Raw genomic sequence first — 26609 nt, 5'->3', positions numbered from 1 at the left:
CCATACGAGCCGAAGCGGCTCGTTGAGCGAATGGGGCGTCTGGGGTCGTGGGCGAGTCGTCTACGTTCTGACGACCGGCTACCGCTGTGGGCGGTTAATGCTCGAGTGGTGCGCTAGGGCGAGCTGTCGAGATCCCTGGCGGCACTGTCTAAGGTGAGCTGCCTATAGCACGCGCGATCGTCATCGTTATCTCCGTTGCAAGCTGTAGTACGAATGGATACTACAGATAACGGTAGGAAACAGGTAGGTGCGCAGAATGAGTATGTGAATGCATTCACTTTTGGGAAACATTTCGCAGTAACGCGGCCCCGCATCCGGCACGCTGTTTTCCCCACGCAACGATCTCGGGCTTCTACCGTATTTGTGGGATAGGCCACACGCGGAGATGCGTGCTATTTGTCGCTCGCGATGAGCGCGCATTGGCCTGGCTTTGCGCAGATCGGAATTGCCTGTTGTTCCAGATCCGGCATGCCAGTGAGTGCCACAAAAATGGCAATGCGTTCACTCCTGGTGATCGCCCGCGCGAGCCGCATCGGCAAGTGATGCTCACGCAAGACAGCGGCAATTCGACGACAACCTGGGCAGGCGCAATCACCCCTGGCCATTCGTTCGAGCATCCCAACCCAGCATCGCGATCTCGATGATGCCCTCGAACTCCTCGCGGGTCGCTCCGTCGCGCGCCAGTATCGACATGCCGCTTTGCACCGTCTGTACGAAGCGTGCGAGCGCATGGATATCCGTGGCGCTCGCGATCTCGCCTTCTTCGACCGCTTGTCGAAGGCGATCCTCGAGTCGCCGCAGACCGACCCCGCGCGCCGATCGAAGTTGCTCGGCCAGCTTCTCATTGCCGACGCCCACCGATGAGAGCGCCACCATGCATCCATTGGAGTGCTCGCCCGGCGATCCGCTCAGAAAAACGGCGGTATCCATCAACAGCCACCTGACCGCATCGCGCGCTTTCGCAGCCGCCTGGAATCCATTCCAGAAATGCGGCTCCTGCGTTTCGCCGTAGTGGCGAATCACCTCGGCATAGAGCGCCTCCTTCGAACCGAACGCAGCGTAGAGGCTCGGGGATGCAATCCCCATGGACTTGATCAGGTCGGAGATCGAGGTGGCGTCGTAACCCTTGGCCCAGAACAGTCGCGTTGCTTGCTCCAGGGCTTTCGCACGATCGAACTCGCGCGGCCGTCCTCGGCTGCGTTCGATCTTCGAGGACTCGACTTCCGTGTTGATCGATTTCTTCATCGTTCGATACATATAAGACAGATTTTCGAGCAGCGCTGGCCGGATCTCTCCGGGTCAGGACGACCTGCTTCCGTGGCATCTTATCGCACCGTTACAGATAGATGACACGTCGACGCTGGGAGACATCCCTGACAGCCAGGTCTGGCTGGCGGTTGAATCTCCACATCTTCCTGGCGGATGGTTGCAATACTTTATCGATCACCACATAATTCGGCAGTTCCAGGTCGCTTTCACCTTGCGAGGCCCAAGTGAAGACCGCGCCCTGCTTGAACGTCTTGTGATTCGGCAACTTGCAACGAAAGGAATTCGATGGGACTCGCGCAAACACGGTCTTCGGGCTTGATGGCATTGGCACGCTGCAACCTGAGCGCCGTCCTTCTTGGCTTGAGCCTTCTGCTGCCAGCGGCGGCATCGGCCCAGACCACCGACAAAGGCAATCCCTATGCTTCGATGGATGTCTCCGATGAAGCCCTCGTGCGCGAGCTGAAGGGATTCAAGAACGGCTTTGCCGATGTGAACGGCACCCGGCTGCATTACGTCGAAGGCGGGCAAGGCACGCCGGTCATCTTGATGCCGGGTTGGCCGCAGACCTGGTGGGCCTTTCACAAGATCATGCCGGCGCTGGCGCGGAACCATCGCGTCATCGCGGTGGATCTTCGGGGCATGGGAACGTCGAGCAAGCCCGAAGGTGGCTACGACAAGAAGAACATGGCCGTCGATATCCGCGAGCTTCTCAAGAGCCTGGGCCATCAACGCGCGCACATCGTCGGGCACGACATCGGCTCGCATGTCGCCTACGCGTTCGCAGCTCAATTCCCGGAGGCGACGCTTTCCACCGTCTATCTCGATGTCTCCGCGCTTCCTGCATCCGTTGCCGATCTGAAGATGGTGCCCGCGAAGCCGCTGTCAGGACCCTTCAAGGATCACTTCTTCATCTGGTGGTTCGCATTCCACCAAATGGATCAGCTGCCTGAAGCGCTGATCGAAGGGAGAGCGCATATCTACCTCGACTGGTTCTGGAAGAACCTGCTCTACAAGCAGGATGCGCTCACGCAGCGCGACCGCGCCGTCTATGCCAATGCCTACAACACGCCGGACGGCATACGCGGCGGGAACGGCTGGTACAAGGCCTTCCCTCAGGATCTCGAGGACAACGCTGCCTATCCGAAGCAGATCGATGTTCCTTCGTTGGGAATCGGCGGCCTCGGCAATCCCCTGCTGGTCGATTTCATGCAGGCCCGCATCGTCAATCCGCAGATGGTCCACATTCAAGAGAGCGGCCACTACATCGCCGAGGAAGCGCCCGATCAAGTCGCCGATCTCACGCTGAATTTCTTGCGCTCCGCAGAGCGTCAGAGCCGCCGCTGACAGGTGGCGAGCGAGATGGACGAAATGAATTCTCCAAAAGGACGGCGCGACTTCGTGATGCAGACCACCGCACTGGGTGGCGCAATGGCGCTCATGCATGCGGGCGCGGCGTTCGCTCAGTCCCCGATCTCAACCCACACCCGAGGAGGCACGGCGATGTCCAGAAGCGAACTCAAGGCATTCTTCGAACGATACATAGACGCGCTCAACGCGCACGACATGGATCGCATGACGGAGTTCGTTCATGAGCGGCTGACCCAGCACGGAAAAACGATCACCCGCGATGACGTCATCGCATCGTTGAAGGGTCACATCGACGCCGTACCCGACTTCAAGTGGCGGGTCGTCGATCTCGCGATCGACGGAGATACCGTCGCCGCCCGGCTCTACAACATCGGCACCCCGGCGAAGCAATGGCTGGGACTGCAACCCACCGGCGTCACGGTGGAGTACGGCGAGTTCGCGTTTCACAAAGTGCGCGACGGAAAGTTCTACGAACAGAACTACGCGATCGACGTGCTCGAGGTTCAGCGGCAGCTTGCCGGCAAGAAGTAGACAAAGCCGACACGAGCCCCGCATCCCGCATCCACAGCAATCAAGACCAAGGAAATCTTCATGATCGAACTCTCCAACAAGACCGCGCTCGTTGTCGGCGGCAGTGGTGGCATCGGCGCGGCGATCGCGCTCACACTGGCGCGCCAAGGCGCCAACGTCGCCATCACCTATGCGCGTTCGGCCGAGCGTGCTCAATCGGTGATCGAGCAGGTACGCCAGGCCGGGCGCAAGGGCTTTGCCATTCAGGCCGACGCGCTCGAACGTGGCGCGACCGCGCGTGCTGTCGAAGCGGCCGTTTCCGAATTCGGGAAGGTCGATATTCTGGTGTCCGCCGCCGGCGTGTTCGACGCCGCGCCCATCGATGAACTGGATGGCCATCGCTTCGACGCCACTTTCGACATCCATGTGCGCAGCGTTTTCGAAGCGGCGAAGGCTGCGGTTCCCCACATGCAGGACGGCGGCACGATCGTTGCCATCGGCTCCGCCTTCGGGCAGGTGGCCAACTTTCCCGGACTCTCGATCTATACCGCGTCGAAAGCGGCGGTGGCGGGACTCACGCGCGCATTGGCGCGGGAACTCGGCAGCCGTGGCATTACCGTGAACACGGTCAATCCCGGACCGACCGACACCGAAATGAATCCGGCGGATCCGGAACGGAATCCGCACTCGGTCGCGCACGCCAAGATGATGGCCATCGGACGCTATGGCAAGCCGGAAGAAGTCGCCGCGCTCGTCGCGTTCCTCGCATCGGAGCACGGCCGTCTCATTACCGGCCAGGCCATCAACGCCGACGGCGGATGGACTGCGTGACGAAGCACGCCTGGCCGGCAGCGCCCGGCGCCACGGTCGCCTCTACTTCAGCCCCGTCCAATGCGCGGCGAACGCCCACTTGTCGGCCAGCTCGTCGATCACCTTCGTCATCGGCTTGCCGGCACCATGGCCCGCGCGCGTCTCGATGCGCACGAGGTGCGGCTGCGACCCGGTGTCGGCGGCCTGGATGGCCGCGATGTACTTGAAGGTGTGTGCGGGCACCACGCGATCGTCGGTGTCCGCGGTGGTGGCGAGGATCGCGGGATAGCGTTTGCCGGCGGCAACGTTGTGATACGGCGAGTAGGCCAGCAAGTTGTCGAAGTGCGCCGGGTCTGCCGGATCGCCGTACTCGCCCGTCCACAGGTGGCCGCCGGTGAATTGGTTGAAACGCAGCATGTCCATCACGCCGACACCCGGCAAGGCGGCCGCGAACAACTCGGGGCGTTGATTGACGACCGCGCCCACGAGCAGGCCGCCGGCGGATTCCCCATGGACCGCCAGGCCATCTTCGGACACGATCCCGCGGTCGTGCAGATATTCGGCGGCGGCGATGAAGTCGTCGAAACTGGTCTGCTTCCGGTCCATGCGCGCGCCGTTGTGCCAGGCCTTGCCGTACTCCCCACCGCCACGGATGTTGGCAATGGCCAGCACGCCGCCCTGCTCGACCCACGCCAGCTGGTCGGGTGAATAGAACGGAACCATGCTGATGCCGAAGCTGCCGTAGCCGTGCAGCAGCGTGGGCGCCGCGCCGACGACGTCGTCGCGCCGCACGATGAACATCGGCACGCGGGTGCCGTCCTTCGCGCCGTAGAAATGCTGCTCGACCACGATGCGTTCCAGATCGACACCCACCTTCGGCGCCGCCCACACGGCCTGCGTGTTGGCGGCCACGTCGTAGCGATAGATCGTGGTCGGCGCATTGAAGCTGGTGAAGACGAAGAAGGCTTCGTTGTCGTCGCGATGGCCCTGGAAGCCGCCCGCGCTGCCGATGCCCGGCAGCGCGATCGTGCCGTCGGGCCGGCCGTCGAGCGTGTAGCGCCGGATCTCGCTCTTGACGTCGACGAAATAGGTGGCCATCAAGCGCCCGCCGACCAGCCAGGCATGGCTCAGCACCGCGGCGTCTTCGGGCACCAGTTCGACCGCGACCGGATTCTCGGCCTCGAGGTCGAGGGTCACGATCCTGCGGCGCTCCGCCGCATGGCTGGTCAGCACATAGAGCGTGCTGCCCACGTCGCCGACCACCGTCCACTCGTTGTCGAAATCGCCGACCAGCGTGTGCGTCTCCCAACCGTCGCTGGCGAGATCCACGACGGTCAGCGAATTGGTCTGTGAGCCCGGCGTGGAGTAGATCAGCGCATGGCGGCCACCGCTGGTGACATCGGGAAAATGCAGCAGCTCGGGCCGCTCAGGCGTCGCATGCAACAACCTGTCGTCCGGTTGCCGCGTGCCGATCGCATGAAAGTAGACCGCGTGGTTGGCAAGGGCCGCCTGTGACGCGGCGCCGTCGCCTGGCTCGGGATAGCGTGCATAGAAGAAGCCGGAACCGTCGGCGGCCCACGCGATCGCCGTGAACCGGACCCACTCGATCCTGTCTTCGAGCACCTCGCCGGTGGCCGCATCGACGACCTTGATGGTCCGCCAATCGGTGCCGCTCTCCTGAACCGCATAGGCGACATGGGCGCCGTCCCTGGACGCGGCCCACTCCGCCAGCGCCACGGTGCCGTCGTCGGACCATGTGTCGGGATCGAGGAGCACGCGGTCCTCCCCCTCCACGCCCTCGCGCACGAGGAGCGCGGGCTGGTTCTTCAGGCCGGACTGGCGCAGGTGGAAGTAGCGCCCGCCGCGCGGGTGCGGCGCGGTGAAATGCTCGTGGTCGAACAGCGCGGTCAGCCGCTCGCGAAAGACATCGCGCGCGGGCAGCGACGCCAAGGCGCCCGCCGTCAGCGCGCTCTGCGCATGGATCCAGGCCGCCACGTCGGCGTCGTTGCGCGCGTCGGCTTCGAGCCAGCGAAAAGGGTCGGCGACCTTTAGCCCGAACAGCTCATCGACGACGTCGACACGACGGGGTTGTGGGATAGGCCATCTTGGTCATGAGGGGTTCGGACACGTTGTTCAGCTTCCAGCCTTGTCTTTAGTGAGATCTCGAGATGCCGCATGCGCAGGGAAATGCGGCACCACGAACTCGCCAAGCTCCTGGACCACCTCGGCCGCCGGGCGCGATCCGTATTTGAGATTGAAGCCGACGTGGTTCACGCCAATGTCCCTCAAGGCGCCGAGGTACTCGACGAGAAAGCGGTGGCCGGACTTGAAGCCCAGGAAGATGGGTGTGGGCGCTGCATCGGGATCCTCCGCCAGATCGATGTAGAGCGACTGGGCAAAGGGCTTGAAGCCCTGATGCAGCGAGCGCCATTGATGGATCGTCACGGCCTGCGGGTCCACGTTCTGCGGGTAGTGCAGCCATCCATCCGCATGCTGCGCGATCCACGCGACCGACTGGCGCGAGTTGCCCGTGACCAGCACTGGGATATCGCGCAGCGCCGGCTTGGGCAGCGTGTCGCCACCCGACAGGTCGACCCTGGGTGTGGCGACACGCGGGAAGTCCTCCCGCCAGGCCGTACGCATGACGGCGAGTGCTTCACGAAACAGCTCGCCGCGGTTGTCGAGCGATTGGTTGAAGGCTGCGAACTCCGTCGGCCGGTCGCCGGTGGCAAGCCCCAGCACCAGGCGCTGGTTCGAGAGCCGGTCCACGGACGCGGCGGCCTTGGCGACATGCAGGGGATGCCGCAGCGTCGTGATGATGCTGCCGGTGGCCAGCGCGATGCGCGAGGTGTGCGCACCCACATGGCCCATGAACACCCAGGGGTCGTAGATGTGCCCCACGTCGCCGAACGAAGGCACATGGAGGGGAACGTCCCTGAAATAGAGCGCCGCGAAGCCGTGCGACTCGGCCATCTTCGCGATGCGGACCTGGCTGGCCACGTCCATCTCCGGGATCGCGCCCTGGTAGGACTCGATCGCGAAGAAGAGGCCCAGCGTCAGCTGCCCCTCCTTGAACATGGCCGAGTAACCGGGGTGCTGGTCGAAATTCGTCATGCCTTCCAACTCAGTGCCCGTGCCGGGGAAGAGCGTCCAGAGGGCGCTTCTCCAGCTTGCTCTTGCGCTGGTAGGCGCGCCAGGTCATGGCCCAGTGCGCGGGGTTGTCGATCAACGCGTTCTTCAGTCGGTGCACCGCCTGGTTGTGCGGGGCCGTCTTCACGAGCTCGGGATTCGAATAGGCCTCGTCCGAGATCCGGGCCAGCACGGCGATCCAGGTGTCGAGGGCTTCCTTGCCATACATCTCGCCCGCCTCCGGCGTGAAGGGCTCGGGAACCAGCCACGGATGGTGGCTGGTCCACATCGGGTCGATGCCGAAGTCGGCCATGCGGTTCTGCACGTCATGCACGTCGACGCCGGTGTCTTCCTTGAGCTGCTGGAGGCTGTAGCGCGTCATCTCGAGGCGCGGGCTCTTCGCATCGGGATGGGAGCGCGTGACGCCGCGAATCGCGAGCAGGCCACGCTCCATGTAGTTGTTCGCGAGCACCGACAGGTCCGAGGCCTCGGCCATGCCTTCGGCCCCCATGGAACGCGACCACGCATAGGCCTTGACGATCACCGGCAGGTTGCCCCAGAACTCGCGGATCTTGCCGCAGCTCTGCGGCCGGTCGTAGTCGAGGCGGTAGCGCTCGCCGTCGAACGCCACCAGTGGCTTGGGCATGAAGGGCGCGAGTTCGGCCGAGCAGCCATAGGCGCCGACCGCGGGACCGCCCACGCCGCTCTTGGGCGCGCCGAAGGTCTTGTGCAGCATGAACATGCAGGCATCGAACCCCAGCTCGCGGGCGCGGATCTTGGTCATCGCACCGTTGAAGTTCGCGTGGTCGTAGAAGCTGATGCCGCCCGCTTCGCGCACGATGCGGGTCCACTCGCGGATCTCCGGGTTGTAGACGCCCATGTCGTCGGGGTTGTTGAGCATCAAGGCGGCCGTGCGGTTCGAGACGGCGGCCTTGAGCGCTTCGAGCGACGGGTAGCCGTTCTCCTCGATCATCAGCGTGATGACCTTGAACCCGGCCGCGGCGGCGGTGGCCGCGCTGCTGGGATGGGTCTGGATCGTGGTGATGATCTCGTCGCGCTGGGCGAGCTCGCCGCGGGCCGCGTGGTAGGCCCGGGTCACGGCGCAGCTCGTGTAGGCGGCGTCCGCGCCGCCACCGGCCTGGAACACGAACTGGTCCATGCCCGAGAGCTCGCGCAGGATCTTGTCCATCCCGTGGACGATCTCGAGCGCTCCCTGCATCGTGTCCTCGTCCTGGTACGGATGCAGGTGCGTGACCTCGGGCCGCCAGGCCATCGCCTCGTTGATCTGCGCGTTGTATTTCATCGTGCAGGTGCCGAACAGGCTGATGCTCATCATGCCCAGGGTCTGCTGCGACAGGCGCAGATAGTGGTAGAGCACCTCGGGTTCCGACAGCTCCGGCAGCGCGGGCTTGCGCGCTCGCCGCATGGTCGAAGGAATCAGGTCCGCCGCGTCGCCGACCGTGGCGCGCACCCTGTCTTCGACGGGAGAGAAGAGGACGCCTCGGCGCCCTGGATGGCCCATTTCGAGAATGACGGGCTCGCTCCATACCGGAGCGTGATATTCGCGCAGCTTGGTGTTCATGGTTGGATCGCTTTCTGGATGGCGTTGGCCAGGCGCTCGATGTCGGCCAGCGTGTGGATTTCGGTCACGCAGTACAAGGCGCTGGCGCCGAGCGCGGGGAAGTCCCTGCTCAGGTCCTTGCCGCCGAAGATGCCGAGCGCGAGCAGCCGCTTGTTGATCTGCGCCACGGGCACCCCGGTGCCGTCGAAGTTGACGACGAACTCCTTGAAGAAGCCCTCGGGAAAGACGACGCGCACCCCGGGGATCCGGCCCAGCAGCCGGGCGGCATGGTGCGCTCGCTGAAGAATTAGCTCGCCGACTTCCTCGAAGCCCTGGGGACCCATCATGGCCATGTACACCGAATTGGCGATCGCCCACATGTACACGGAATGCCCGGTCCAGTCATTGCCCTTGTCGCGCAGCCCGTACGACGATTGCTCGAACAGGCTCAGGCCGAATCCGTACTCGCCCTCCTTGGTGGTCTCGGAGATGCTGATGAACAGCGTCGGGTACTGATGCGCATAGCGCTCCTCGTCGCGCGAGGCGATGAAACCGGCGGCGCCGCCACCGCCGTTCATGTGCACGCCCAGCGGCTGGGTCGTTCCCACGACGATGTCGGCGCCATAGTGGACGGGGGCGGACAGCACGCCCAGGGAGATGGCGTCCACGCCGACGATCACCTCGGCCCCCACGGCGTGGGCCAGCTCGGCGATCTGCGCGCCGTGCTGCTCGATCACGCCGAAGTACGACGGCGTTTCGAAGTACACGGCGGCGGTCTTCGACGTGAGCGTCGCGCGCAGATGGTCGAGGTCCATCAGGCCGGTCGCCGGGTCGTAGTCGACCATGCGTATCGCGATATGGCTGGCCATGTCGACCGGCTCGCACAGGCTCTGGATGACCGCGAGCCGCTCGGGGTCGATGGCACGAACGACGACGACCTCGTTGCGGCTCGTGATTCTCGACGCCATGCGAATGGCGTGGCCGGCGGCAACGCCCCAGCTTCGCACCGGCAGCCCGACCAGGTCCATGTCGAGCAGCTCACCGAGCTGGCTGCAGAACTCGAACCACGCCTGGTTGCGACCATGGTCGGAACTGGGCTCGCCGAAGACCGAGGTCAGCCACTCGTTGCGACGCACGACCTCGTCGCAGGCAGCAGGCACGTGATGCTGCCAGCAACCGGCGCCGAGAAAATTGAGGTTCTGCTCGGCGGTCCTGTTCCTGGCGAGCGTCGTCACCATGTGCCGTCGCAGCTCGCTTTCGGTGAGCGCCGGCGGCAGGTCGATCGGACGCTGCAGGCGATGCTCGCGCGGAATCTGCTCGAACAATTCCTCGATGGTCTCCACGCCGATGGCGTCGAGCATCTCCCGCTTGATCGCGGGGACCGAGTTCGCCATGTAGGGATGGGCGGTACCGTTATTCATCTGGTGTTCCTTCACTTGAATCTGGCATGGATAGAGTCACGATCTGACTTTGAAATACACCGTGCGATCGGGCGCCGTGCGAAGCGGCAGGTAGCCGCTCAACATGGCGTCCACTTCTTCGTCGCCCGTATCGACGTGCAGCGCACCCGATTCCAGGGCGACGAGTTTTTCGAGGGTCGCGACGATCTGGATGTGGTCGCGTCCGACCTGGCGAATCACGTCCGCGCTGATCTGCTGGTTCCCTCGTCCGAACAGACTGCCGTGCCCGCCGAGCACGCTGACGACGATGTAGCTTTCGCGCCCCCGCATCAGCTGGAGCAGCGCGTGCTCGTCGAGGTCGGCGCCGACGAGTGCGCCGTCGAGCACGGCGTCCACGCCCAGCAGCGTCTTGGGCAAGCCGAGCGCCGACATCACGCGGCGCGTCGTGGTGCCCGGCCCCAGGATGTAGAGACAGCCGGGGCGCATCTGGCGGGCCAGCTGCCGCGACACGGCCTCGAGCGCCACGTTCTCGGACAACCCCGAGCCGGCCTTGGCGTTCTGCGCGAGTTGGCGGTGATGCGGACTTTGCGCATAGCCATAAAGCCGGGCCGACATCCTGTCTTCCCGCATCGCCATCTCGTCGATGTCCATCACCTCGGCCTCGCGCAGCCGCACCGATGGATCGCCCTCGATGAAGCGTGCCGCCAGGTCACCCGCGTTCAGAGCGCTCGTGCCGAAAACGGCGGAGTACATCTTCACGCCCGTTGGAATTCCGAGCATCGGCACTCGATCGCCGGCAACGCTCAGCACGTCGCGCGCGGTGCCGTCTCCCCCTGCGAACAGCAGGAGGTCGACGCACTCGCGCAGCATCGCGACCACGGCGTCCCGCGTGTCCGCGGGAGTGCTGCCCGCATGCGGCTTGCCGTGGACCACGACCGGATGCAAGCCGGCCTGCCGCGCGACATCCTCGCCGAGCTCTCCCTGAGCCGTGACCAGCGAGAACTCGGCCTTCGAAGCCGCCAGCTTCTTCAGCGCCTGCAGGGCTCTTTCGCTCGAGACCGGCCGCGCACCCCGTCGCCTCGCCTCGTCCAGCACGCCGGCACCATCGGTCCCTTTGAGGCCGACGCGCCCGCCCATGCCTGCGATCGGATTGACGATGAGGCCGATCTTCTTCGCGTTCGCGACTTGGCGAAGGGATGTGTCGGCGGGTGCGGCAACCTGCACGTTCCGGTCAGTCATCGGGGTGGTCCTGTTCGACATCGGGCATCGCGCCCGGGCTACAGGCGCGGCTCCTTCTGCGGTTCACCCCCGCCCCAGTAGAGCCAGGTCCAGCCATCGGTCTTGCGCCTGAAGATTCCTGTCGCCACGTACGGCACCACCGCCGGCGCACCGGCTTCCATCTTGTGGCCGTCGATGCGGATCTGGGCCCAGGCGATGTCGCCCTGCATCCAGCACAGGACGACCTTCGGCTCCCACCGAATACCCAGCGTGGTCACCCATCTCACGCCGGCCTGTGCCTTCTCGGGCCCGATGAAGTACTCGTCGAGGCCGGAGCCGGCGATCACGATGTCCGGGTCCGCGAAGTACGCGGCGACGCCCGAGTCGGGCGTGGAGAGCGCGTGCAGCGTCTGGGCGATGAAGCCGTGGAGGGACTTCCGCGTCGCCGCGTCGGCAATCATGGATGGCGACTGGTAACCGATGAGACTTTCGATCATGAATACTCCTGTGCAAGGACTGGGTGGACGAGCAAGAAAACCGGGCGTGCGCGGGCCCTCCCCACGTGTCGTGGAGAGTCCGCGGCATGGGTGTGCCGCTACATGGCGGGGGAGCTAGGGGGTTTCGGCCTGGCGCGCGCTCATTCGAGCGCCTCCACCGAACTGGCCTTGCGGCGGAGCTGGAACTTCTGGATCTTTCCGGTCGCCGTCCTGGGCAGCGCCTCGAATCGAACTTCGCGCGGGATCTTGTATTTGGCGAGCATCGTTCGGCAGTGGGCCATCAGCTGTTCCGCCGTGACCTCGGTGCCCGGCCGCAACTCGACGAATGCCAGGGGCGTCTCGCCCCATCTGGCATCGGGCTTGGCGACGACAGCGCACGACAGCACGGCCGGATGGCGATACAGGGCATCCTCGACCTCGATGGAACTGATGTTCTCGCCGCCGGAGATGATCACGTCCTTACTGCGATCGCGAATCCTGGCGTAGCCATCGGGCTCCAGGACCGCGAGGTCGCCGCTATGGAACCAGCCGCCTTCAAAGGCGCTCTCGGTGGCGGCCTCGTTCTTCAGGTAGCCCTTCATCACGATGTTGCCGCGAAACATGATCTCGCCGATGGTTTCGCCATCGGCCGGCACCGCTTGCAGGGTGACCGGGTCGCGCACCGTCATGTCTTCCTGCAGCGGATACCGCACGCCTTGCCGCCCGTTCAACCGTACCTGCTCGGCCGGACTGGCCTGGTCCCACGACGGTTGTCTGGCAGAAACGGCCGCGGGTCCGTACACCTCCGTGAGTCCGTAGACATGGATCATCTCGATGCCTAGACGGGCCATGCCCTCGATCATGGTGGCGGGCGGTGCGGAGCCCGCCACCATTGCGCGGACCTTGTGCGCGATCCCTAGCCTGTCTTCGGCAGGTGCCGCGATCAGGAGGTCGTGCACGATCGGTGCCGCGCTGTAGTGGTCGGCCCCGTGGTCCCGCATGGCGGCGAAGATCGCCTTGGCCTCCACCTTCCGCAGGCACACGTGCACCCCGCCGAGAAGCGCCACCGTCCAGGGAAAACACCAGCCGTTGCAATGGAACATCGGCAGGGTCCAGAGATAGCGCGCGAAGGGAGGCATCGTCCAGACCGCGACGTTGCACACCGCGTTCAGGTACGCCCCGCGATGGTGGGTCACCACGCCCTTCGGATCGCCGGTGGTCCCCGAGGTGTAGCTGACGGCGATGGCATCCCATTCGTCGAGCGGCCCTTGCAGCTTGGGCACCGGCAGGTGGGACGCCAGGAGGGACTCGTACGCGTGCTGGCCGACGCGTTCGTGAGGACCGATGCGTTCGGAATCGCACACGTCGATCACGATCGGCGTGCGGCCATGGACCAGCTTCAGCGCGCGCAGCGCTTGCCGCATGACCGGTGCGAACTCGCTGTCGGTGATCAGCACCCGGGTCTCGCAGTGGTTCATCTGCCAGGCCAGCAGGTCCGCATCGAGCCGGGTGTTCAGCGTGTTGAGCACCGCATTGATGCCCGGCACCGCGTAGTGCGCTTCGATCATCTCGGGCGTGTTGGCGAGCATGACGCTGACCGTGTCGCCTCGTCGCACCCCGAGTTCGCGCAGCGCGGCAGCCAGCCGGGCCGACCTGTCCCTGCATTGCGACCAGGTGAAGCGGCGATCGCCGTGAATCACGGCGGGCATGTCGGCGAAGACCTGCGCACTTCGCTCGATGAAGCTCGTCGGCGACAGCGGCTCGAAGTTCGCCGCGTTCCGGTCCAGCCCCTGCTCATAGATGTTCATCGCGATTCCCTCGGCTGCGATCGATTCCAGGATGTCCAGGCGGCGGCGCGACGCTTTCCAGAGCACCCGCCAGCAACTAACATACGCCTCGTATGTGAGTATGCTATTTCACATACGCGACGTATGTCAATTCACATACGCCGCGTAGGTCAATTTGAGGATTTCATGGCACAGAAGCGTTCGGACATGATCTTGGAGACCCGTGCCAAGCTCATCAAAGCGGCAAGAGAATCGTTTGCCACCCAGGGATTCGCGCAGAGCTCGATGGACGTGCTGACCGCCCAGGCCGGGCTCACGCGCGGTGCCCTCTACCATCACTTCGGGGACAAGAAGGGCTTGCTCGAGGCGGTGATCGCGCAGATCGACGCGGAGATGACGGCCCGGCTCACCGCCATCGTCGATGAAGCGAAGACGACCTGGGACGGCTTCATCGACGAAAGCATTGCCTACATCAAGATGGCGCTCGAGCCGGAGATCCAGCGCATCGTGTTTCTCGACGGACCGGCGGTGCTGGGCGATCCATCGCGCTGGCCCAGCCAGAACTCCTGCATCATGAGCACGCAGCGCAGCATCGAGAAACTCATCGCCGAGAAGACGGTGCGGCCCGTCGATGCGCCCGCCACGGCGCGCCTGATCATGGGCGCATTGCTCGGGGCGTCGTTGTGGATCGCAAGCGCGAAGGACCCGCACGAGGCTTCCCAAAAGGCGATCGACGGGTTCCTGGCTCTTGCATCCGGGTTGCGTCTCGCCGCGGTTTAGGCGAGGCGGCGTCTCCGTCCGCCCACGGAGCGCTACAGGAAACCGATCGAGATCCAGGGCACGAGCGCGATCAGCAGCAGCCCGGCCAGCAGTGCGCCCATGTACGGCAGGATGGCCTTCATGCCGCGGTCCGGCGAGATGCGGCCGATGGCACAGGCCGTGTAGTAGCCCACGCCGAACGGCGGCATGAACAGGCCGATGCCCATCGCCAGCACCACGACCATCGCGTAGTGCACCTCGTGCACGCCGATCTCCTTGGCGATCGGGAACATCAGCGGCCCGAACAGCACGATCGCGGGAATGCCCTCGAGCACCGAGCCCAGCAGCACGAACGCGACGATCGACAGCGCCAGGAAGGTGTAGTGCCCGCCCGGCACGCCGGCGAGCGCCGCCACCAGGTCGCGCGAGAAGCCCGACTGGGTCAATGCCCAGGCCATGGCCGTGGCGGCACCGATGATCAGCAGGATCGCGCCCGACAGCGCGGCGGTCTCGGCCAGCATCGCGCCGAGGCGGCGCCACGGCAGGCCCTTGTTGATGAGCCAGCCCGCCACCAGCGCATAGAGGATGCCCACGGTGGAGACCTCGGTGGCGGTGGTCACGCCCTCGACCACGGCGGCGCGGATCAGGAACGGCAGCGCGAGCCCCGGCAAGGCGAGCAGCAGCGTGCGGCGCACCGTGCGCCAGTAGGCGGCCGAACGCAGCAGGCCCGGCGCGGCATCGACGACGTCGTTGCGGCAATGGAACCACACCACCACGGACAGCGCGAGCGCCATCACCACCGCGGGCAGGATGCCGCCGGTGAACAGCGCGGCGATCGAGACGCCCGTGGCCGAGCCGATGGTGATGAGCACCAGGCTCGGCGGAATGGTCTCGGACATCGCGCCCGAGGACGACAGCAGCGCGACCAGGTCGCCCTCGTCCACGCCGCGCTTCTTCATTTCCGGGAAGAGCCCGGGCGCGATGGCCGCCATGTCGGCCGCCTTCGAGCCCGAGATGCCCGACACCAGGAACATCGCGCCGAGCAGCACGTACGAGAGGCCGCCGCGCACGTGGCCGATCAGCGCGGCCAGGAACGACACCAGGCTGCGCGCGATGCCCGTGGCCTCGATCAGGAGGCCCAGGAACACGAACAACGGCACCGACAGCAGGATCAGGTGGCTCATGCCCTCGTCCATGCGCGAGACCACCACGCTCAACGGCGTGGAGGTGGTGACCGCCAGGAAGGCCACGGTGGCCAGCGCGAACACGAAGCCGATCGGCGCGCCCGCGAACACTCCAGCGCCGACCAGCAGCACGAAGAACACCAGCAGCCGGTAGTTGCCGATCTCCATCAGCCACGGGCGCAGCAGCCACAGCGCCGCAGCGATGGCCGCCAGCAGCACGACCGCCCCCGCCACGTGCGCCAGGCGTTCGCGCCGCAGCAGGGTGAGCAGCGCGAAGGCCAGCATCAGCACCAGCCCCGCCGGCATGGCGGCCGCGCGCCAGATGTTCGGCAGGTGCAGGGTCGGCGTGCTGATGAAGGCCTCGTCCTGCGCGTACTCGATCGCGGGCCAGGCCAGCGCCAGCAGCACGGCCACGCAGACCATCACGGCGAGGGTCGCGAAGAAGCGCCGCTTCGGCTCGTCGAGCCCGTTGACGAGTGCCGCCATGCGCATGTGTTCGCCGCGGCAGAAGGCCAGCACCGCGCCCAGCATCGCCAGCCACAGGAAGAGGATCGAGGCCAGTTCGTCCGACCAGGTCAGCGGCTGGCGGAACACGTAGCGCGAGACGACGCCACACAGCAGCAGCACGATCTCCGCGGCCACGAGGACGCAGGCCAGCACCTCGACGATGCGCACCGCGGTACGGGTCGCCCGCTGGAGCAAGCCCGAGTCCGCGGCCTCGGAAGCGTGCGACCGCTGCGCCGGCGGATCCATGGCGGCCGCATGCAGGGAGTTGGTGTTCATGGCACTGCCGATCTTTTTCTTGGGAAGGACGTGGGGCCCGGGTGCGGTCGCCGCGCCGGGATCAGAACCCGAACAGGTCGGGGGCCTCGAGATCGCTCCAGGCGGTGGGACCGTCGGCCCAGGCCAGCAGCGTGCAGCCGAACTCCGAGCCGATGGCGACCTCGGTGCCGGGCTCCACGATCACGAAGTTGGCGGGGCCGGCGCGCCGGCCATCGATCGTCATCTCGCCGCCGAGCACGAAGAACTCGGTCAGCGCCGAGGTCTTGAAGACCGGCACGCGCGAGCGCGGCAGCATCGTGAGGCAGACGTGGCGATGGTTCACCGCTGCGCCGGGGCGGCCGTGCTGCGCGGGGCGCCCGTAGTCGAAGATCATGCGGCGGGTGACACCGGCCGCGGCGGTCGGCACCGCCTGCACGCGCGCCACCTCGATGCTCAGCGTGGGCGTGAGTTCGGGCGCGGGATTGCCGAAGTCGCCATGGCGCGAACCATGGTGCAGCGTGTGCAGCGAGAAGTCCTGCGGATAGAGCACCGGCGCCTCGAGGCGGTTGACCATCGAAGTCTTGCAGTAGCACATGGCGTCGTGCGTCGAGCCTTCGAGGTTGATGCCGGTGACGCCTTCCTTGTAGGTGTCCCAGTGGTCGGTCAGCGAGCCGCCGAGCATGTAGCTGCTGGTGACGCCGGTGTGCTGGTGCAGGCCGCTGGCCACCAGCGCGTCGAAGCCCAGCAGGCCCAGGAACTCGCCCTGGCCTTCGTTGCCGCGCACGAGCTTCTGGTGCAGGCCCGGCTTGCCGGCTTCGACCCAGGGGGCGGCAGCGACGTCGTGGATGTGGATCGTGGCATCGCGCAGTCGCGCCGGACGTTCGGCGACGGCGGTGTTCGAGGAGGGCAGCATGGTGGGTTTCCTTTATGGGATGGAGTGGATGGAAAGTCGGGATCAGGTGGCCTCGGAGGCCTCTCGCAAGCGCGCGGCGGCCAGCAGCCCGGCGGCCGTCATGCCGCCGTCGATGGCGATGACCTGGCCGGTGCAGTAGCCGCTGAGCTCGTCGTCGAGCAGGGTGGCGATGACGCTCGCCACCTGATGGGGCGTGCCGTAGCGCCGCTGGGGAATGCGCTCGAGCAGCGAGGCGCGCGTGGCGGGCGAATGCATGGTGGCCACCAGCGGTGTCTCGATCGCGCCCGGCGCGACCGCGTTCACGCGGATCCCGGCCTCGGCCAGCTCGACGGCCATCACCTTGGTCAGCGTGACGAGCCCGCCCTTGGAGGCGCCGTAGGCGCTGCGCCCCGCGTTGCCCACCAGGCCCGAGGCCGAGGCGATGTTGACGATGGCGCCGCCGCCCTGCGCGGCCATCCGGCGCGCCGCGGTGCGCGCGACGACGAAGGCGCCGACCAGGTTGACCTCCAGCACCTGGCGGAAGGTGCGCGTGGGCGTGTCGAGGAAGGGAATCTCCGCGCCGATGCCGGCCGACTGCACCAGGCCCGCGATGCGGCCGAAGCGCGCCTGCGCGCGTTCGAACATGCGCTCGACCTCGGCCTCGTCGGTGACGTCGCAGGGCATGAGGCAGGCGAGGTCCAGCGGCAGGTCCGCGCGGTCGCGCAGCGCATCGATGGCCCGAGCGTTGGCATCGGCCACGACCACGCGCTGCCCGCGTTGCCACAGCAGCTCGACGGTGGCCAGGCCGATGCCGGAGGCACCGCCGGTCACGACCGTGGCGCCTTTGGTTTTCGATTGATGGTCCATTATGTGTACCTACTTTGGGACCGGCTTGTTCGGGATTCTCCCGTCTCGCCGCAATGGAAGCATTATCTAGAATGAAACCGCGCTGCAGATTCGTGCAAACCATAGGTCCATTTTGTGGACCATTGAAGAGTGCCAAGGCGCACCACACAACGACCCACCCCCCACAGGAGACAGACATGAGTTCGATGACACGCAGAACGCTGCTGATCGGCGGCGCCGCGACCGCCGGCGCCACGCTGGTGTCGCTGCCCGCCCAGGCAGCGCCGGAGTTCACCTGCAAGTTCGCCAACAACCTGCCGCTGGCGCATCCGCTCAACGTCCGTGCGAACGAGGCGGCGGCGCGCATCAAGGCCGACACCGGCGGGCGCGTGGAGCTGCAGGTGTTCCCGACCGGGCAGCTCGGCTCGGACACCGACATGCTCAGCCAGGTGCGCTCGGGCGCGATCGAGTTCATGACGCTGTCGGGCCTGATCCTCGCGACCCTGGTGCCCGCCGCATCGATCAGCGGCCTGGGCTTCGCCTTTCCCAACTACGACGCGGTCTGGTCGGCGATGGACGGCAGCCTCGGCACCTACGTGCGCGGCCAGATCGCCAAGTCCAACCTCGTGGCCATGGACAAGATCTGGGACAGCGGCTTTCGCCAGATCACGACCAGCACGCGCCCGATCGACAAGCCGGCCGACCTCAAGGGACTGAAGATCCGTCTCGCCTCGGCGCCGATCTTCATCTCGCTGTTCAAGAGCCTGGATGCGGCCACCACGCCGATCAACTTCAACGAGCTGTACTCGGCGCTGCAGACGAAGATCGTCGATGCGCAGGAGAACCCGCTGTCGATCCTCTCGACCGCCAAGTTCTACGAGGTGCAGAAGTTCTGCTCGATCACCAACCATGCCTGGGACGGCTTCTGGTTCCTCGCCAACCGCCGCGCCTGGGAACGGCTGCCCGAATCGCTGCGCCCCATCGTCGCCAGGCACATCAACGAAGCCGCCATGGCGGAGCGCGCCGACCTCGCGCAGCTCAACAATAGCGTGCGCGCCGATCTCGCGGGCAAGGGATTGAAGTTCAACGAGCCCGATGTCGCGCCGTTCCGCGAGGCGCTGCGCGGTGCCGGCTTCTACGAAACCTGGAAGAAGAACTTCGGCGAGGAAGCCTGGGCCGCGCTCGAGAAATCGACGGGCAAGCTGAGCTGAGGCGCGCGCGAGAACGCCGATGACTCTGTCGTATCCTTTGCCGCATGAGTACCGCGCCCATCGAGGAGACCGAACTGACTGAATCGCGCACCGGCACCCAGGCGGTGGAGCGCGCGGTGCGCCTGCTGCAGGCCGTGGCCGCCTGCGGCGACGCGGGCGCGCGCCTCACCGACCTGGTGAGCGACCAGGGCCTGAGCAAGCCGACCGTGCGGCGCCTGCTGGCCGCACTGATCGAGCAGAAGCTGCTGTCGCAAAACGAGACGACGCGCCGCTACTACCTCGGGCTCGAGCTCTTCAGCCTCGGCGCACTGGCCGGACAGCGCCTCAACCTGCGCCGCGCGAGCGTCGATGCGCTCGCGCGCCTGACCGACGAGACGCAGGACACGGTGTTCCTGTCGATCCCCGACGGCAGGGACTCGCTGTGCATCGCGCGCTACGAAGGCGAGTACCCGATCCGCACGCTCACGATGTCGGTGGGCGATCGCCGGCCGATGGGCGTCGGCGCGGGCAGCCTCGCGATCCTCAGCGCGATGTCCGATGCCGACGTCGACGAGGTGCTGCGTTCCAACGTCTCGCGCTACGTGCCCTATGCGCCCGAGATCTCGGTCGATCGGCTGCGCGAGAAGGTGCAGGCCACGCGCGCCGCCGGCGTGGCCTCTTCCACCTTCTTCCTGAGCGACGGCAAGGTCATGCCCGGCATGAACGCGATCGGCATCCCGATCGTGACCGCCCTTGGCATTCCCATCGGCGCCGTGAGCGTGGCGGCGGTGCCCGAGCGGCTGGCCCCCGAGAGGCGGGCCGAGGTGGTGGCCTTCGCACGCAAGGCCGCTGCGGAGATCGCCCGGCTGACCGTCGCGAGCTGAGCATCGGACCCCACCCGAAGGCAGCCCTTCCACGCGGCGATCGGCTGCTTTCCGCGTCCGGTCAGCCCGCGGTCTCGCTGCTCTGGCGTCCTACGGCGAACAGCGCATCGAGCTGCTGCTCGAACGCGTGATAACCGATGCGTTCATAGAGCTCCTCGCGCGTCTGCATCGCATCGAGCACCGCGCGCTGATGGCCATCGCGGCGTATCGCACCATAGACCGCCTCGGCCGCCTTGTTCATCGCGCGGAAGGCGCTCAAGGGATAGAGCACCATCGCGACGCCGGCGGAACGCAGCTCCTCGACCGAGAACAGCGGCGTCTTGCCGAACTCCGTGATGTTCGCAAGCACCGGCACGCCAGTGGCGTCCACGAAGCGCCGGTACGTCGGCAGGTCCAGCGCAGCCTCGGCAAACACCGCGTCGGCGCCGGCCTCGACGCAGGCTAGCGTGCGCTCGATCGCGGCCTCGACGCCCTCCATCGCGATGGCGTCGGTGCGCGCGATCACGAAGAAGGCGCCATCGGTGCGCGCATCCACGGCCGCCTTCACGCGGTCGGCCATCTCGCGCACGCCCACGATCTCCTTGCCCGGCCGGTGGCCGCAGCGCTTGGCGCCGACCTGGTCCTCGATGTGGCAGGCGGCCGCGCCGGCCTTGACCAGGCTGCGCACGGTGCGCGCGATGTTGAAGGCGCTGGGGCCGAAGCCGGTGTCGATGTCCACCAGCAGCGGCGTGTCGCACACGTCGGTGATGCGGCGCACGTCGACCAGCACGTCCTCCAGGCCGCTCATGCCGAGGTCCGGCAGGCCCAGCGAGCCCGCGGCGACGCCGCCGCCCGAGAGATAGATCGCGCGGTAGCCGGCGCGGCGCGCCAGCAGCGCATGGTTGGCGTTGATCGTGCCGACGATCTGCAGCGGCGATTCCTCGCGCAGCGCGGTGCGGAAACGCGCGCCGGGGCTGGTCTGTCCCGCGCTCATGCCGTGGCCCTCGCCACGGCATGCTGCGCCGCCAGGCGTCCGAAGATGCAGCCCTTGGCCAGCGAGGAACCGCTCATGTAGGTCTCGCCGTGGAAGCCGCCCATCACCTCGCCCGTCGCATAGAGGCCCTCGATCGGCCGCTTGTAGACGTCGAGCACGCGCGCATCGACGTCGATGTGCAGGCCGCAGTAGGTCGAGGTCAGGCCGGTGGTGCAGGCCAGGCCGTAGAACGGCCCGGTCTCCACGCGCGTGGGCTTGCCGTAGCCGGTGCTCAGCGAGGTGCGACCGAAGGCATCGGGCTCGGCGCCGTCGCACGCGCGGTTGTAGGCGTCGACGGTCTCGCGCAGCGCGTCGGCATCGATGCCGAGCGCCGTCGCGAGCGCCTCGAGCGAATCGGCCTGCTTCACCAGGCCGGCATCGAGCGCGCCCTGGTAGTCGGCCACCGTGGGCAGCGGCGAGGACTGGTCCATCACGCGCTGGTCGAAGACCTGGAAGCCCAGCAGCTCGGGCTGCTCGAGGCAGCGGTCGCCGATGGTCTTGTACGACACCGATTCATTCACGAAGCGGCGCCCTGCCCTGTTCACGATGATCGCGCCGCGGTACATGGCCGACACCAGCCGCGGCGCCACCTCCTCCTTGCCCGGCGCCGGCTCCGCCACGGGCGCGCCGAAGGTGCCCTTGACGTAGCCCAGGTCGATCAGGTCGGCGCCGAGCGCCCAGGCCATGCGAAGGCCGTCGCCGGTGTTGCCGTGGCCGCCCATGGGCCGTGCCTCGCGCAGGTGCGGCGCGAAGCGCTCGACCAGGTCGGGCGCGCGCGAGAAGCCGCCGGTGGCGATCACCACGCCGCCGCGTGCGCCGATGCGCTCGCCGTTCTTCAGCACCACGCCGGTCACGCGGCGTGCATCGCCCTCGCCCTCGGTCAGCAGCCGCTCGACGTGGGCGCCGGCGCGGTACGCGACGCCGGCCGCGAGCGCCTGCGCATGCAGCGTCTCGAGCACCAGCACGGGGTCGATGCTGTGGTTGCGCGGCACCGACTGGCTGCCGCTCAACGAGACCTTGTCGAAGCGCAGGCCCATCGCCTGCAGCCATTCGTAGGTCTCGTACTGGCGCTCGGCGTACACATGCACCAGCGCCTTGTCGTTGCGGTGCTTGCCGGCCTCGAGCAGGTCCTGCTCGAGCAGCTGCGCGCTGTCGGGAATCTCGTTGCGCCGCTGCACCTCGGTGCCCGCGAACGCGAAGGCGCCGCCGCACATGCGGGTGCTGCCGCCGTACAGCGCGGTCTTCTCGAGCAGCAGCACGCTGGCGCCGCGCCGCGCCGCCTCGATGGCCGCGCAATGGCCGGCCATGCCGGCGCCGATCACGACCACGTCGTGCTGGTTCTCTTGCTGTGTCATTGCATTCCTCTCGTTTCCATTTCGGTTTCCTTGCCCGTGCGGCTCAATGTCCGGCCACGGTCTTCACCAGCGCCGCCGGGTCGCGCGGCATCGCATCGCCGCGCCAGGCCACGTGCCCGTCGGGCCGCACCAGCACATGGCGCTTCTGGTAGGCCGCGATCACCTCGGGCTCGCGCATCGCATGCTGGCGCACGGGCACGCCCGCCGCCTCGGCCGCGGCCAGCAGCGCGGCGGCCTCGTCGACGTGGGCCGCATCGCTCATCAGCACGAAGCCGCGGCCGAAGAGGTCGAGCGTCGAGCGCCCGTCCTCGAGCCAGGCATGCGGCGCGCGCGCGCCGGGCCGCGTGCCGGGCCGGTAGTTCACAGCATCGAGGAACTCGGCCTGGATCTGCTCGGGCGACTCGGGCTCGTCGTAGACGCACACGGGCGAGCCGGTGTAGCGGTTGCCCAGGTGCATGTTCTTCGAGAACCACTCCTTGCGCAGCCCGTCGGACAGCGCCTGCCCCACCTGTGCGCGGGCGCGGTCGCCCGCCTCGCCGGCCTCGAGGACCTGCGCGGTGTGCGGCACCTGCTGCATCACCTCGAGGTTGCTGGTGGAAAAGCGCGTGATGCGGTGCGCGATCGGGCGGCGCTCGATGCCATAGGACGCCAGCAGCGCCGGACCGCCCCAGCCCTCGAGGCAGGCCGAGAGCTTCCACGAGATGTCGACCGCGTCGCCGATGCCGGTGTTCATGCCGAGCCCGCCGGTCGGCGAGGTCAGATGGCAGGCGTCGCCCGCGATGAACACGCGATCGCGCCCGTAGGCGTCGGCCACCTGCTCGATGCGGGTCCAGCGCAGGATGCTGAGGATCTCGAGCTCGAACACGCGCCCCACCGCGCGGTGCGCGAAGGCCTTGAGCTCGTCGTCGCCGTAGACCTTGCGTTCGTCGGCGGTGCCGATGATCGACATGCGCCACTGGTCCTTGCCGTTGATCGCGACGATGGTCGCCCACACGCCCTGCGCGCCGACGAACATGTAGCGGTAGCCCGGCACCTTGTCGTGCAGCGCGTTGAAGCCGGCGCAGCGGAAGATCACGTTGGTGGTGTGCGTGAGCACGCCCTTGCCCTGCATGCCGATGCCCAGCCGCTCGCGCACGGTGCTGCGCCCGCCGTCGCAGCCGACCAGGTAGCGCGCGCGGTAGACGGTCCTGACGCCGGTGGCGGCGTGCTCGACGGTGGCGGTCACGCCCTCGGCGTCCTGCTCGAAGTCGAGCAGCCGCTGGCCGTAGCGCAGCGAGACGCCCGGGCGCGAGCGCGCGAACTTCTGCAGGATCGGGTCGAACATGTTCTGCGGGCAGCGCTCGCGCTTCTGCGGGCTCTCGGGCGGCGGCCGGTCGTCCTGCATCGCCGGCATCGGCTGGCGGCCCAGCTCGTAGCCGTCGAGCGTGGTCAGGTAGACGTTGTCCTGCGGATAGGCGCGGTTGTAGTCGCTGCCCTCCACGTCGCCCACGATGCCCCAGCGCCGGCAGAACTCCATGGTGCGCACGCCCACGCCGTCCATCTTGGCCTGCCGCACCACGCCGTCGCCCTGCTCGATCAGCACGCACGCATGGCCGCGCCAGCCCAGGTCGCCCGCGAGCGACAGCCCCACCGGACCGCCGCCCACCACGAGCACGTCCGTCTTCACTGCTTGTTGTTCCATTGCTTCCCAGTCTTGATGTTGCGCATCGCTCAGGCGCGCGCCGTTGCGCGCTGGCCCACGATGTGCTCCGCGGCGCGCAGGCCGGTGGTGGCGGCCTTCGCCAGGCCGCCCACGTAGCCGACGTCCTCGCCGCCCTCGAGGCCGCCGCTGGCTCCGCCGGCCGCGTACAGCCCCGCGAAGGGCGCGCCCTGTTCGTCCATGGCGCGCGACCATTCGTCGATCGCGAGGCCGCCCATGGTGTAGGTGATGCCGGCGCATACCGGCACGCCGTAGAAGGGCCCGGTCGCGATCGGCAGCGCCTTGTAGCTCCCCAGGCTGCGCGGCGGCGCCAGTTGCGCCGTCGTGCCCGCCGCCAGCGCGGCGTTGTGTGCCGCGACCGTGGCCGCGAGCGCCGCGCCGTCGATGCCGAGCTTGCCGGCCAGCGCCTCGATCGAATCGGCGCGCTCGATGGCGCCGCCGCACTTCTCCATGTGCGGATTGGGCGGCAGGAAGCGCGAGGTGCCCGGCCCGTCCCAGATCGGCTGGTCGAAGACCACGAAGGCCGACAGCGGATCCGCCAGCGCCGCGATGCGGTTGGCCAGGTAGACGCCGCCGCGGCCCTCGTCGGCGATGCGCCGCCCGCCCGCATCCACCACGATGGCGGCCGTGGCCACGTTGTCCATCCACGGCAGCGGCCACAGCCGGTCGTCGGTCATTGCGTTGCGGTTCATCACGTGGCCGTAGAAGCCGCGCAGGTCCGACAGCCGCGCCCCGGCCGCCTGCGCCATGCGCACGCCATCGCCCAGGCCCGAACGCGCATTGCGCTGCAGCAGCTTCGCGGGCTCGGGCGAGATGCTCTGGCGCAGCAGCGCCGGATCGCACTGGAAGCCACCGTCGGCGATCACGACCGCATCGGCCTCGATCGCGAACGGGCCCTCCTGCGCCGCGCCCTTCACGCCGACGCAGCGGCCATTCGCCACCATCAGCTCCTGCGCCCGGTGCCCGCGCCTGAGCTCGCCGCCATGGCGCGAAAGGGCCGCGCCCAGCGTGCGCAGCAGCACGTCGCCGCCGCGGCCGCGCCATTCCGAGCCCACGCGCTGCAGCGAAGGCGGCGACAGCACGAAGTTGTGGTGCGGCTCCGAGCCGCCCTTGATGAAACGGATGCCCTGCGACTGCAGCCACTTGACGGCGCGGCGCGCATCGGTCGCGATGGCGCGCGCGAGGCCCGCGTGCGCGGCGCCGTGCGTCGCGTCGAGGATGATCCGCTCGAGCCGACCGGCCTCGGTCTGGATGTCGTTGAGGCAGACGTGGAAGGCGCCGCCGGTCAGGCGCGAATTGCACAGGTACTCGGGATCGGCCGAGCGCTCGAGCACCACCACGCGCAGCCCGGCCTCGGCCGCGCGCACGCCGGCGGTCAGCCCCGCCAGGCCCGCGCCCACCACGCAGACGTCGAATGTCATCGTGCTCATCTCGGCATCAGCGTCTCGGCGACCAGCTCGATCACCTCGACCGCCACCTTCATGGCCATGTGCACCGCCGCCGCGAGCACCAGTGCGATCGCATACAGCTCGACGACGCCGGTGCGCCATGCCAGCCAGATGCCCAGCGCGGCGACGCCCGCGCTCGCCGCGCCGACGATGCGGCGCTTGTGCTTCAACACCGACCGGATCTGCGGAAACGGCACTGGCGCTTCCTGCTCCAGGGTCTGCTCCATCGGGATAACTCCTTGATTGTTGGAAAAAAGGCGAGGAACGGCGGGCGCAGGGCCCGCCGCCCGCGTCAGGCCATGGTTTCGCCGCCGTTGACGTCCACCACCGTGCCGTTGACGAAGCTGGCGCCATCGCTGGCGAGGTAAAGCACGGCCGAAGCGATCTCGCCGACCGTGCCGAGCCGGCCGGCCGGAATCTTCTTCGCGGCCTCGGCGAGCACCTCCGGCGCCGAGGTCCGCGCCAGCGGCGTCTCGATCTGCCCGGGCGCGATGCAGTTGGCCGTGATGCCGAACGGCGCGTAGTCGCCCGCGATCTTTCGCGTCATGCCGATCACCGCGGCCTTCGACGCCGAGTAGTGGGTGCCGGCGCGCGGCGAATAGGTGCGGCCCGCGCGCGAGGCGATGTTGACGATCCGGCCCCAGCCCTTGCGCTTCATCGCCGGCAGCATCTTCTGGCACAGCAGGAAAGGCGCGGTGGTGTTGACGCGGAAGACGAACTCCCAGTCCGCCAGCGCGATGGCCTCGAACTGCGCGATGCGGCCATCGACCTTGGGATGCACGCCCGCGTTGTTGACCAGGATGTCGACGCCGTCGCACAGCGCCAGCACCTGGTCGCCGACGCGATCGAGCGCGGCCAGGTCGGAAAGATCGGCGACGACGGCCTCGGCCTGCGCGCCCGCGGCGGCAAGCTCGGCGGCCGCCTCGCGCACCTGTTCGCTGCGATCGAGCAGGATCACGCGGATGCCGGCTTCGGCCAGCAGCCGCGCGCTCTCGCGGCCGATGCCGCTGGCCGCGCCCGTAACCAGGGCGGTTCGTGTAGAGGTCATGT

The 26609-nt window shown here is 67.4% G+C and carries 23 protein-coding genes; 6 read left to right on the top strand and 17 right to left on the bottom strand.

What is annotated here, in order from left to right; all coding sequences use genetic code 11:
• Window positions 1-591: 591 nt before the first annotated feature.
• Complete coding sequence (locus AC07RV_RS00245; RefSeq protein ID WP_296783945.1) at window positions 592-1245, bottom strand: TetR/AcrR family transcriptional regulator; 654 nt, start codon at window positions 1243-1245, stop codon at window positions 592-594.
• 309 nt (window positions 1246-1554) lie between these two features.
• Between AC07RV_RS00245 and AC07RV_RS00240 the strand changes: the two genes are divergently transcribed.
• The 3 genes from AC07RV_RS00240 to AC07RV_RS00230 are packed head-to-tail and all read left to right on the top strand — an operon-like array spanning window position 1555 to window position 3978.
• Complete coding sequence (locus AC07RV_RS00240; protein WP_296783947.1) at window positions 1555-2613, top strand: alpha/beta fold hydrolase; 1059 nt, start codon at window positions 1555-1557, stop codon at window positions 2611-2613.
• Between the two features lie 15 nt (window positions 2614-2628).
• Window positions 2629-3168: an ester cyclase gene (locus tag AC07RV_RS00235; protein WP_444852520.1), complete on the top strand. Its 540-nt coding sequence runs from the start codon at window positions 2629-2631 to the stop codon at window positions 3166-3168.
• A 60-nt stretch (window positions 3169-3228) separates the two neighbouring features.
• A complete protein-coding gene (locus AC07RV_RS00230) occupies window positions 3229-3978 on the top strand; it encodes an SDR family NAD(P)-dependent oxidoreductase (RefSeq protein WP_296783948.1) in 750 nt (249 codons plus the stop codon).
• A gap of 42 nt (window positions 3979-4020) precedes the next feature.
• Here AC07RV_RS00230 and AC07RV_RS00225 read toward each other — a convergent pair whose 3' ends face one another.
• From AC07RV_RS00225 to AC07RV_RS00195, 7 genes are all read right to left on the bottom strand, one after another.
• A complete protein-coding gene (locus AC07RV_RS00225; RefSeq protein WP_296784065.1) occupies window positions 4021-6054 on the bottom strand; it encodes a prolyl oligopeptidase family serine peptidase in 2034 nt (677 codons plus the stop codon).
• Between the two features lie 36 nt (window positions 6055-6090).
• Window positions 6091-7071, bottom strand: a complete 981-nt coding sequence (locus AC07RV_RS00220; RefSeq protein WP_296783951.1) for an LLM class oxidoreductase — start codon at window positions 7069-7071, stop codon at window positions 6091-6093.
• A 10-nt stretch (window positions 7072-7081) separates the two neighbouring features.
• Window positions 7082-8668: an aminomethyl-transferring glycine dehydrogenase subunit GcvPB gene (gcvPB, locus tag AC07RV_RS00215; RefSeq protein WP_296783953.1), complete on the bottom strand. Its 1587-nt coding sequence runs from the start codon at window positions 8666-8668 to the stop codon at window positions 7082-7084.
• Window positions 8665-10083, bottom strand: a complete 1419-nt coding sequence (gene gcvPA / locus AC07RV_RS00210) for an aminomethyl-transferring glycine dehydrogenase subunit GcvPA (protein WP_493196308.1) — start codon at window positions 10081-10083, stop codon at window positions 8665-8667. The genes gcvPB and gcvPA overlap by 4 nt, the downstream gene beginning before the upstream one ends.
• Before the next feature lie 21 nt (window positions 10084-10104).
• Window positions 10105-11286, bottom strand: a complete 1182-nt coding sequence (locus AC07RV_RS00205) for an ATP-NAD kinase family protein (RefSeq protein ID WP_296783959.1) — start codon at window positions 11284-11286, stop codon at window positions 10105-10107.
• A 38-nt stretch (window positions 11287-11324) separates the two neighbouring features.
• Complete coding sequence (locus tag AC07RV_RS00200) at window positions 11325-11762, bottom strand: nuclear transport factor 2 family protein (RefSeq protein ID WP_296783961.1); 438 nt, start codon at window positions 11760-11762, stop codon at window positions 11325-11327.
• A 140-nt stretch (window positions 11763-11902) separates the two neighbouring features.
• Complete coding sequence (locus tag AC07RV_RS00195) at window positions 11903-13549, bottom strand: acyl-CoA synthetase (protein ID WP_296783963.1); 1647 nt, start codon at window positions 13547-13549, stop codon at window positions 11903-11905.
• A gap of 186 nt (window positions 13550-13735) precedes the next feature.
• Between AC07RV_RS00195 and AC07RV_RS00190 the strand changes: the two genes are divergently transcribed.
• Complete coding sequence (locus AC07RV_RS00190) at window positions 13736-14308, top strand: TetR/AcrR family transcriptional regulator (RefSeq protein WP_296783966.1); 573 nt, start codon at window positions 13736-13738, stop codon at window positions 14306-14308.
• Between the two features lie 32 nt (window positions 14309-14340).
• Here AC07RV_RS00190 and AC07RV_RS00185 read toward each other — a convergent pair whose 3' ends face one another.
• The 3 genes from AC07RV_RS00185 to AC07RV_RS00175 all read right to left on the bottom strand — a co-directional run bounded on the left by AC07RV_RS00185 (window position 14341) and on the right by AC07RV_RS00175 (window position 17992).
• Complete coding sequence (locus AC07RV_RS00185; RefSeq protein WP_296783969.1) at window positions 14341-16254, bottom strand: TRAP transporter large permease; 1914 nt, start codon at window positions 16252-16254, stop codon at window positions 14341-14343.
• A 61-nt stretch (window positions 16255-16315) separates the two neighbouring features.
• Window positions 16316-17146 (bottom strand): cupin domain-containing protein, encoded by an 831-nt coding sequence (locus tag AC07RV_RS00180; RefSeq protein WP_093345189.1) that lies wholly within the window; start codon window positions 17144-17146, stop codon window positions 16316-16318.
• 42 nt (window positions 17147-17188) lie between these two features.
• Entirely contained in the window at window positions 17189-17992 is an 804-nt protein-coding gene (locus AC07RV_RS00175; protein ID WP_296783973.1) for an SDR family NAD(P)-dependent oxidoreductase, read from the bottom strand.
• Window positions 17993-18168: 176 nt separating this feature from the next.
• On the opposite strand from AC07RV_RS00175, the gene AC07RV_RS00170 reads away from it, so the two are divergent.
• Together AC07RV_RS00170 and AC07RV_RS00165 are read left to right on the top strand one after the other, a co-directional pair.
• Entirely contained in the window at window positions 18169-19182 is a 1014-nt protein-coding gene (locus tag AC07RV_RS00170; protein WP_296783976.1) for a TRAP transporter substrate-binding protein, read from the top strand.
• Between the two features lie 44 nt (window positions 19183-19226).
• Window positions 19227-20045: an IclR family transcriptional regulator gene (locus tag AC07RV_RS00165; RefSeq protein WP_296783979.1), complete on the top strand. Its 819-nt coding sequence runs from the start codon at window positions 19227-19229 to the stop codon at window positions 20043-20045.
• Between the two features lie 61 nt (window positions 20046-20106).
• On the opposite strand, the gene prpB is transcribed toward AC07RV_RS00165, so the two are convergent.
• The 6 genes from prpB to AC07RV_RS00135 form a co-directional block, all read right to left on the bottom strand.
• Entirely contained in the window at window positions 20107-21018 is a 912-nt protein-coding gene (gene prpB / locus AC07RV_RS00160; protein ID WP_296783982.1) for a methylisocitrate lyase, read from the bottom strand.
• Window positions 21015-22412 carry an FAD-dependent oxidoreductase gene (locus AC07RV_RS00155; RefSeq protein WP_296783985.1) on the bottom strand — a complete coding sequence of 466 codons (1398 nt, stop codon included), beginning with the start codon at window positions 22410-22412 and terminating at the stop codon, window positions 21015-21017. Before AC07RV_RS00155 ends, prpB begins: the two co-directional genes overlap by 4 nt.
• A gap of 43 nt (window positions 22413-22455) precedes the next feature.
• Complete coding sequence (locus AC07RV_RS00150; RefSeq protein WP_296783988.1) at window positions 22456-24093, bottom strand: FAD-dependent monooxygenase; 1638 nt, start codon at window positions 24091-24093, stop codon at window positions 22456-22458.
• Window positions 24094-24122: 29 nt separating this feature from the next.
• The gene (locus AC07RV_RS00145) at window positions 24123-25541 is read right to left on the bottom strand and encodes an FAD-dependent oxidoreductase (protein WP_296783991.1); all 1419 of its coding nucleotides are present in this window, start codon (window positions 25539-25541) and stop codon (window positions 24123-24125) included.
• Window positions 25538-25786, bottom strand: a complete 249-nt coding sequence (locus AC07RV_RS00140; RefSeq protein WP_209539528.1) for a hypothetical protein — start codon at window positions 25784-25786, stop codon at window positions 25538-25540. Before AC07RV_RS00140 ends, AC07RV_RS00145 begins: the two co-directional genes overlap by 4 nt.
• Before the next feature lie 65 nt (window positions 25787-25851).
• Window positions 25852-26607 (bottom strand): SDR family NAD(P)-dependent oxidoreductase, encoded by a 756-nt coding sequence (locus AC07RV_RS00135; protein ID WP_296783995.1) that lies wholly within the window; start codon window positions 26605-26607, stop codon window positions 25852-25854.
• Between the last annotated feature and the right edge of the window lie 2 nt (window positions 26608-26609).

Source organism: Variovorax sp. GW821-FHT09B01 (assembly GCF_059418345.1).
The sequence above is the reverse complement of the archived record's forward strand: the minus strand, read 5'-3'. Positions and strand labels throughout refer to the sequence as shown.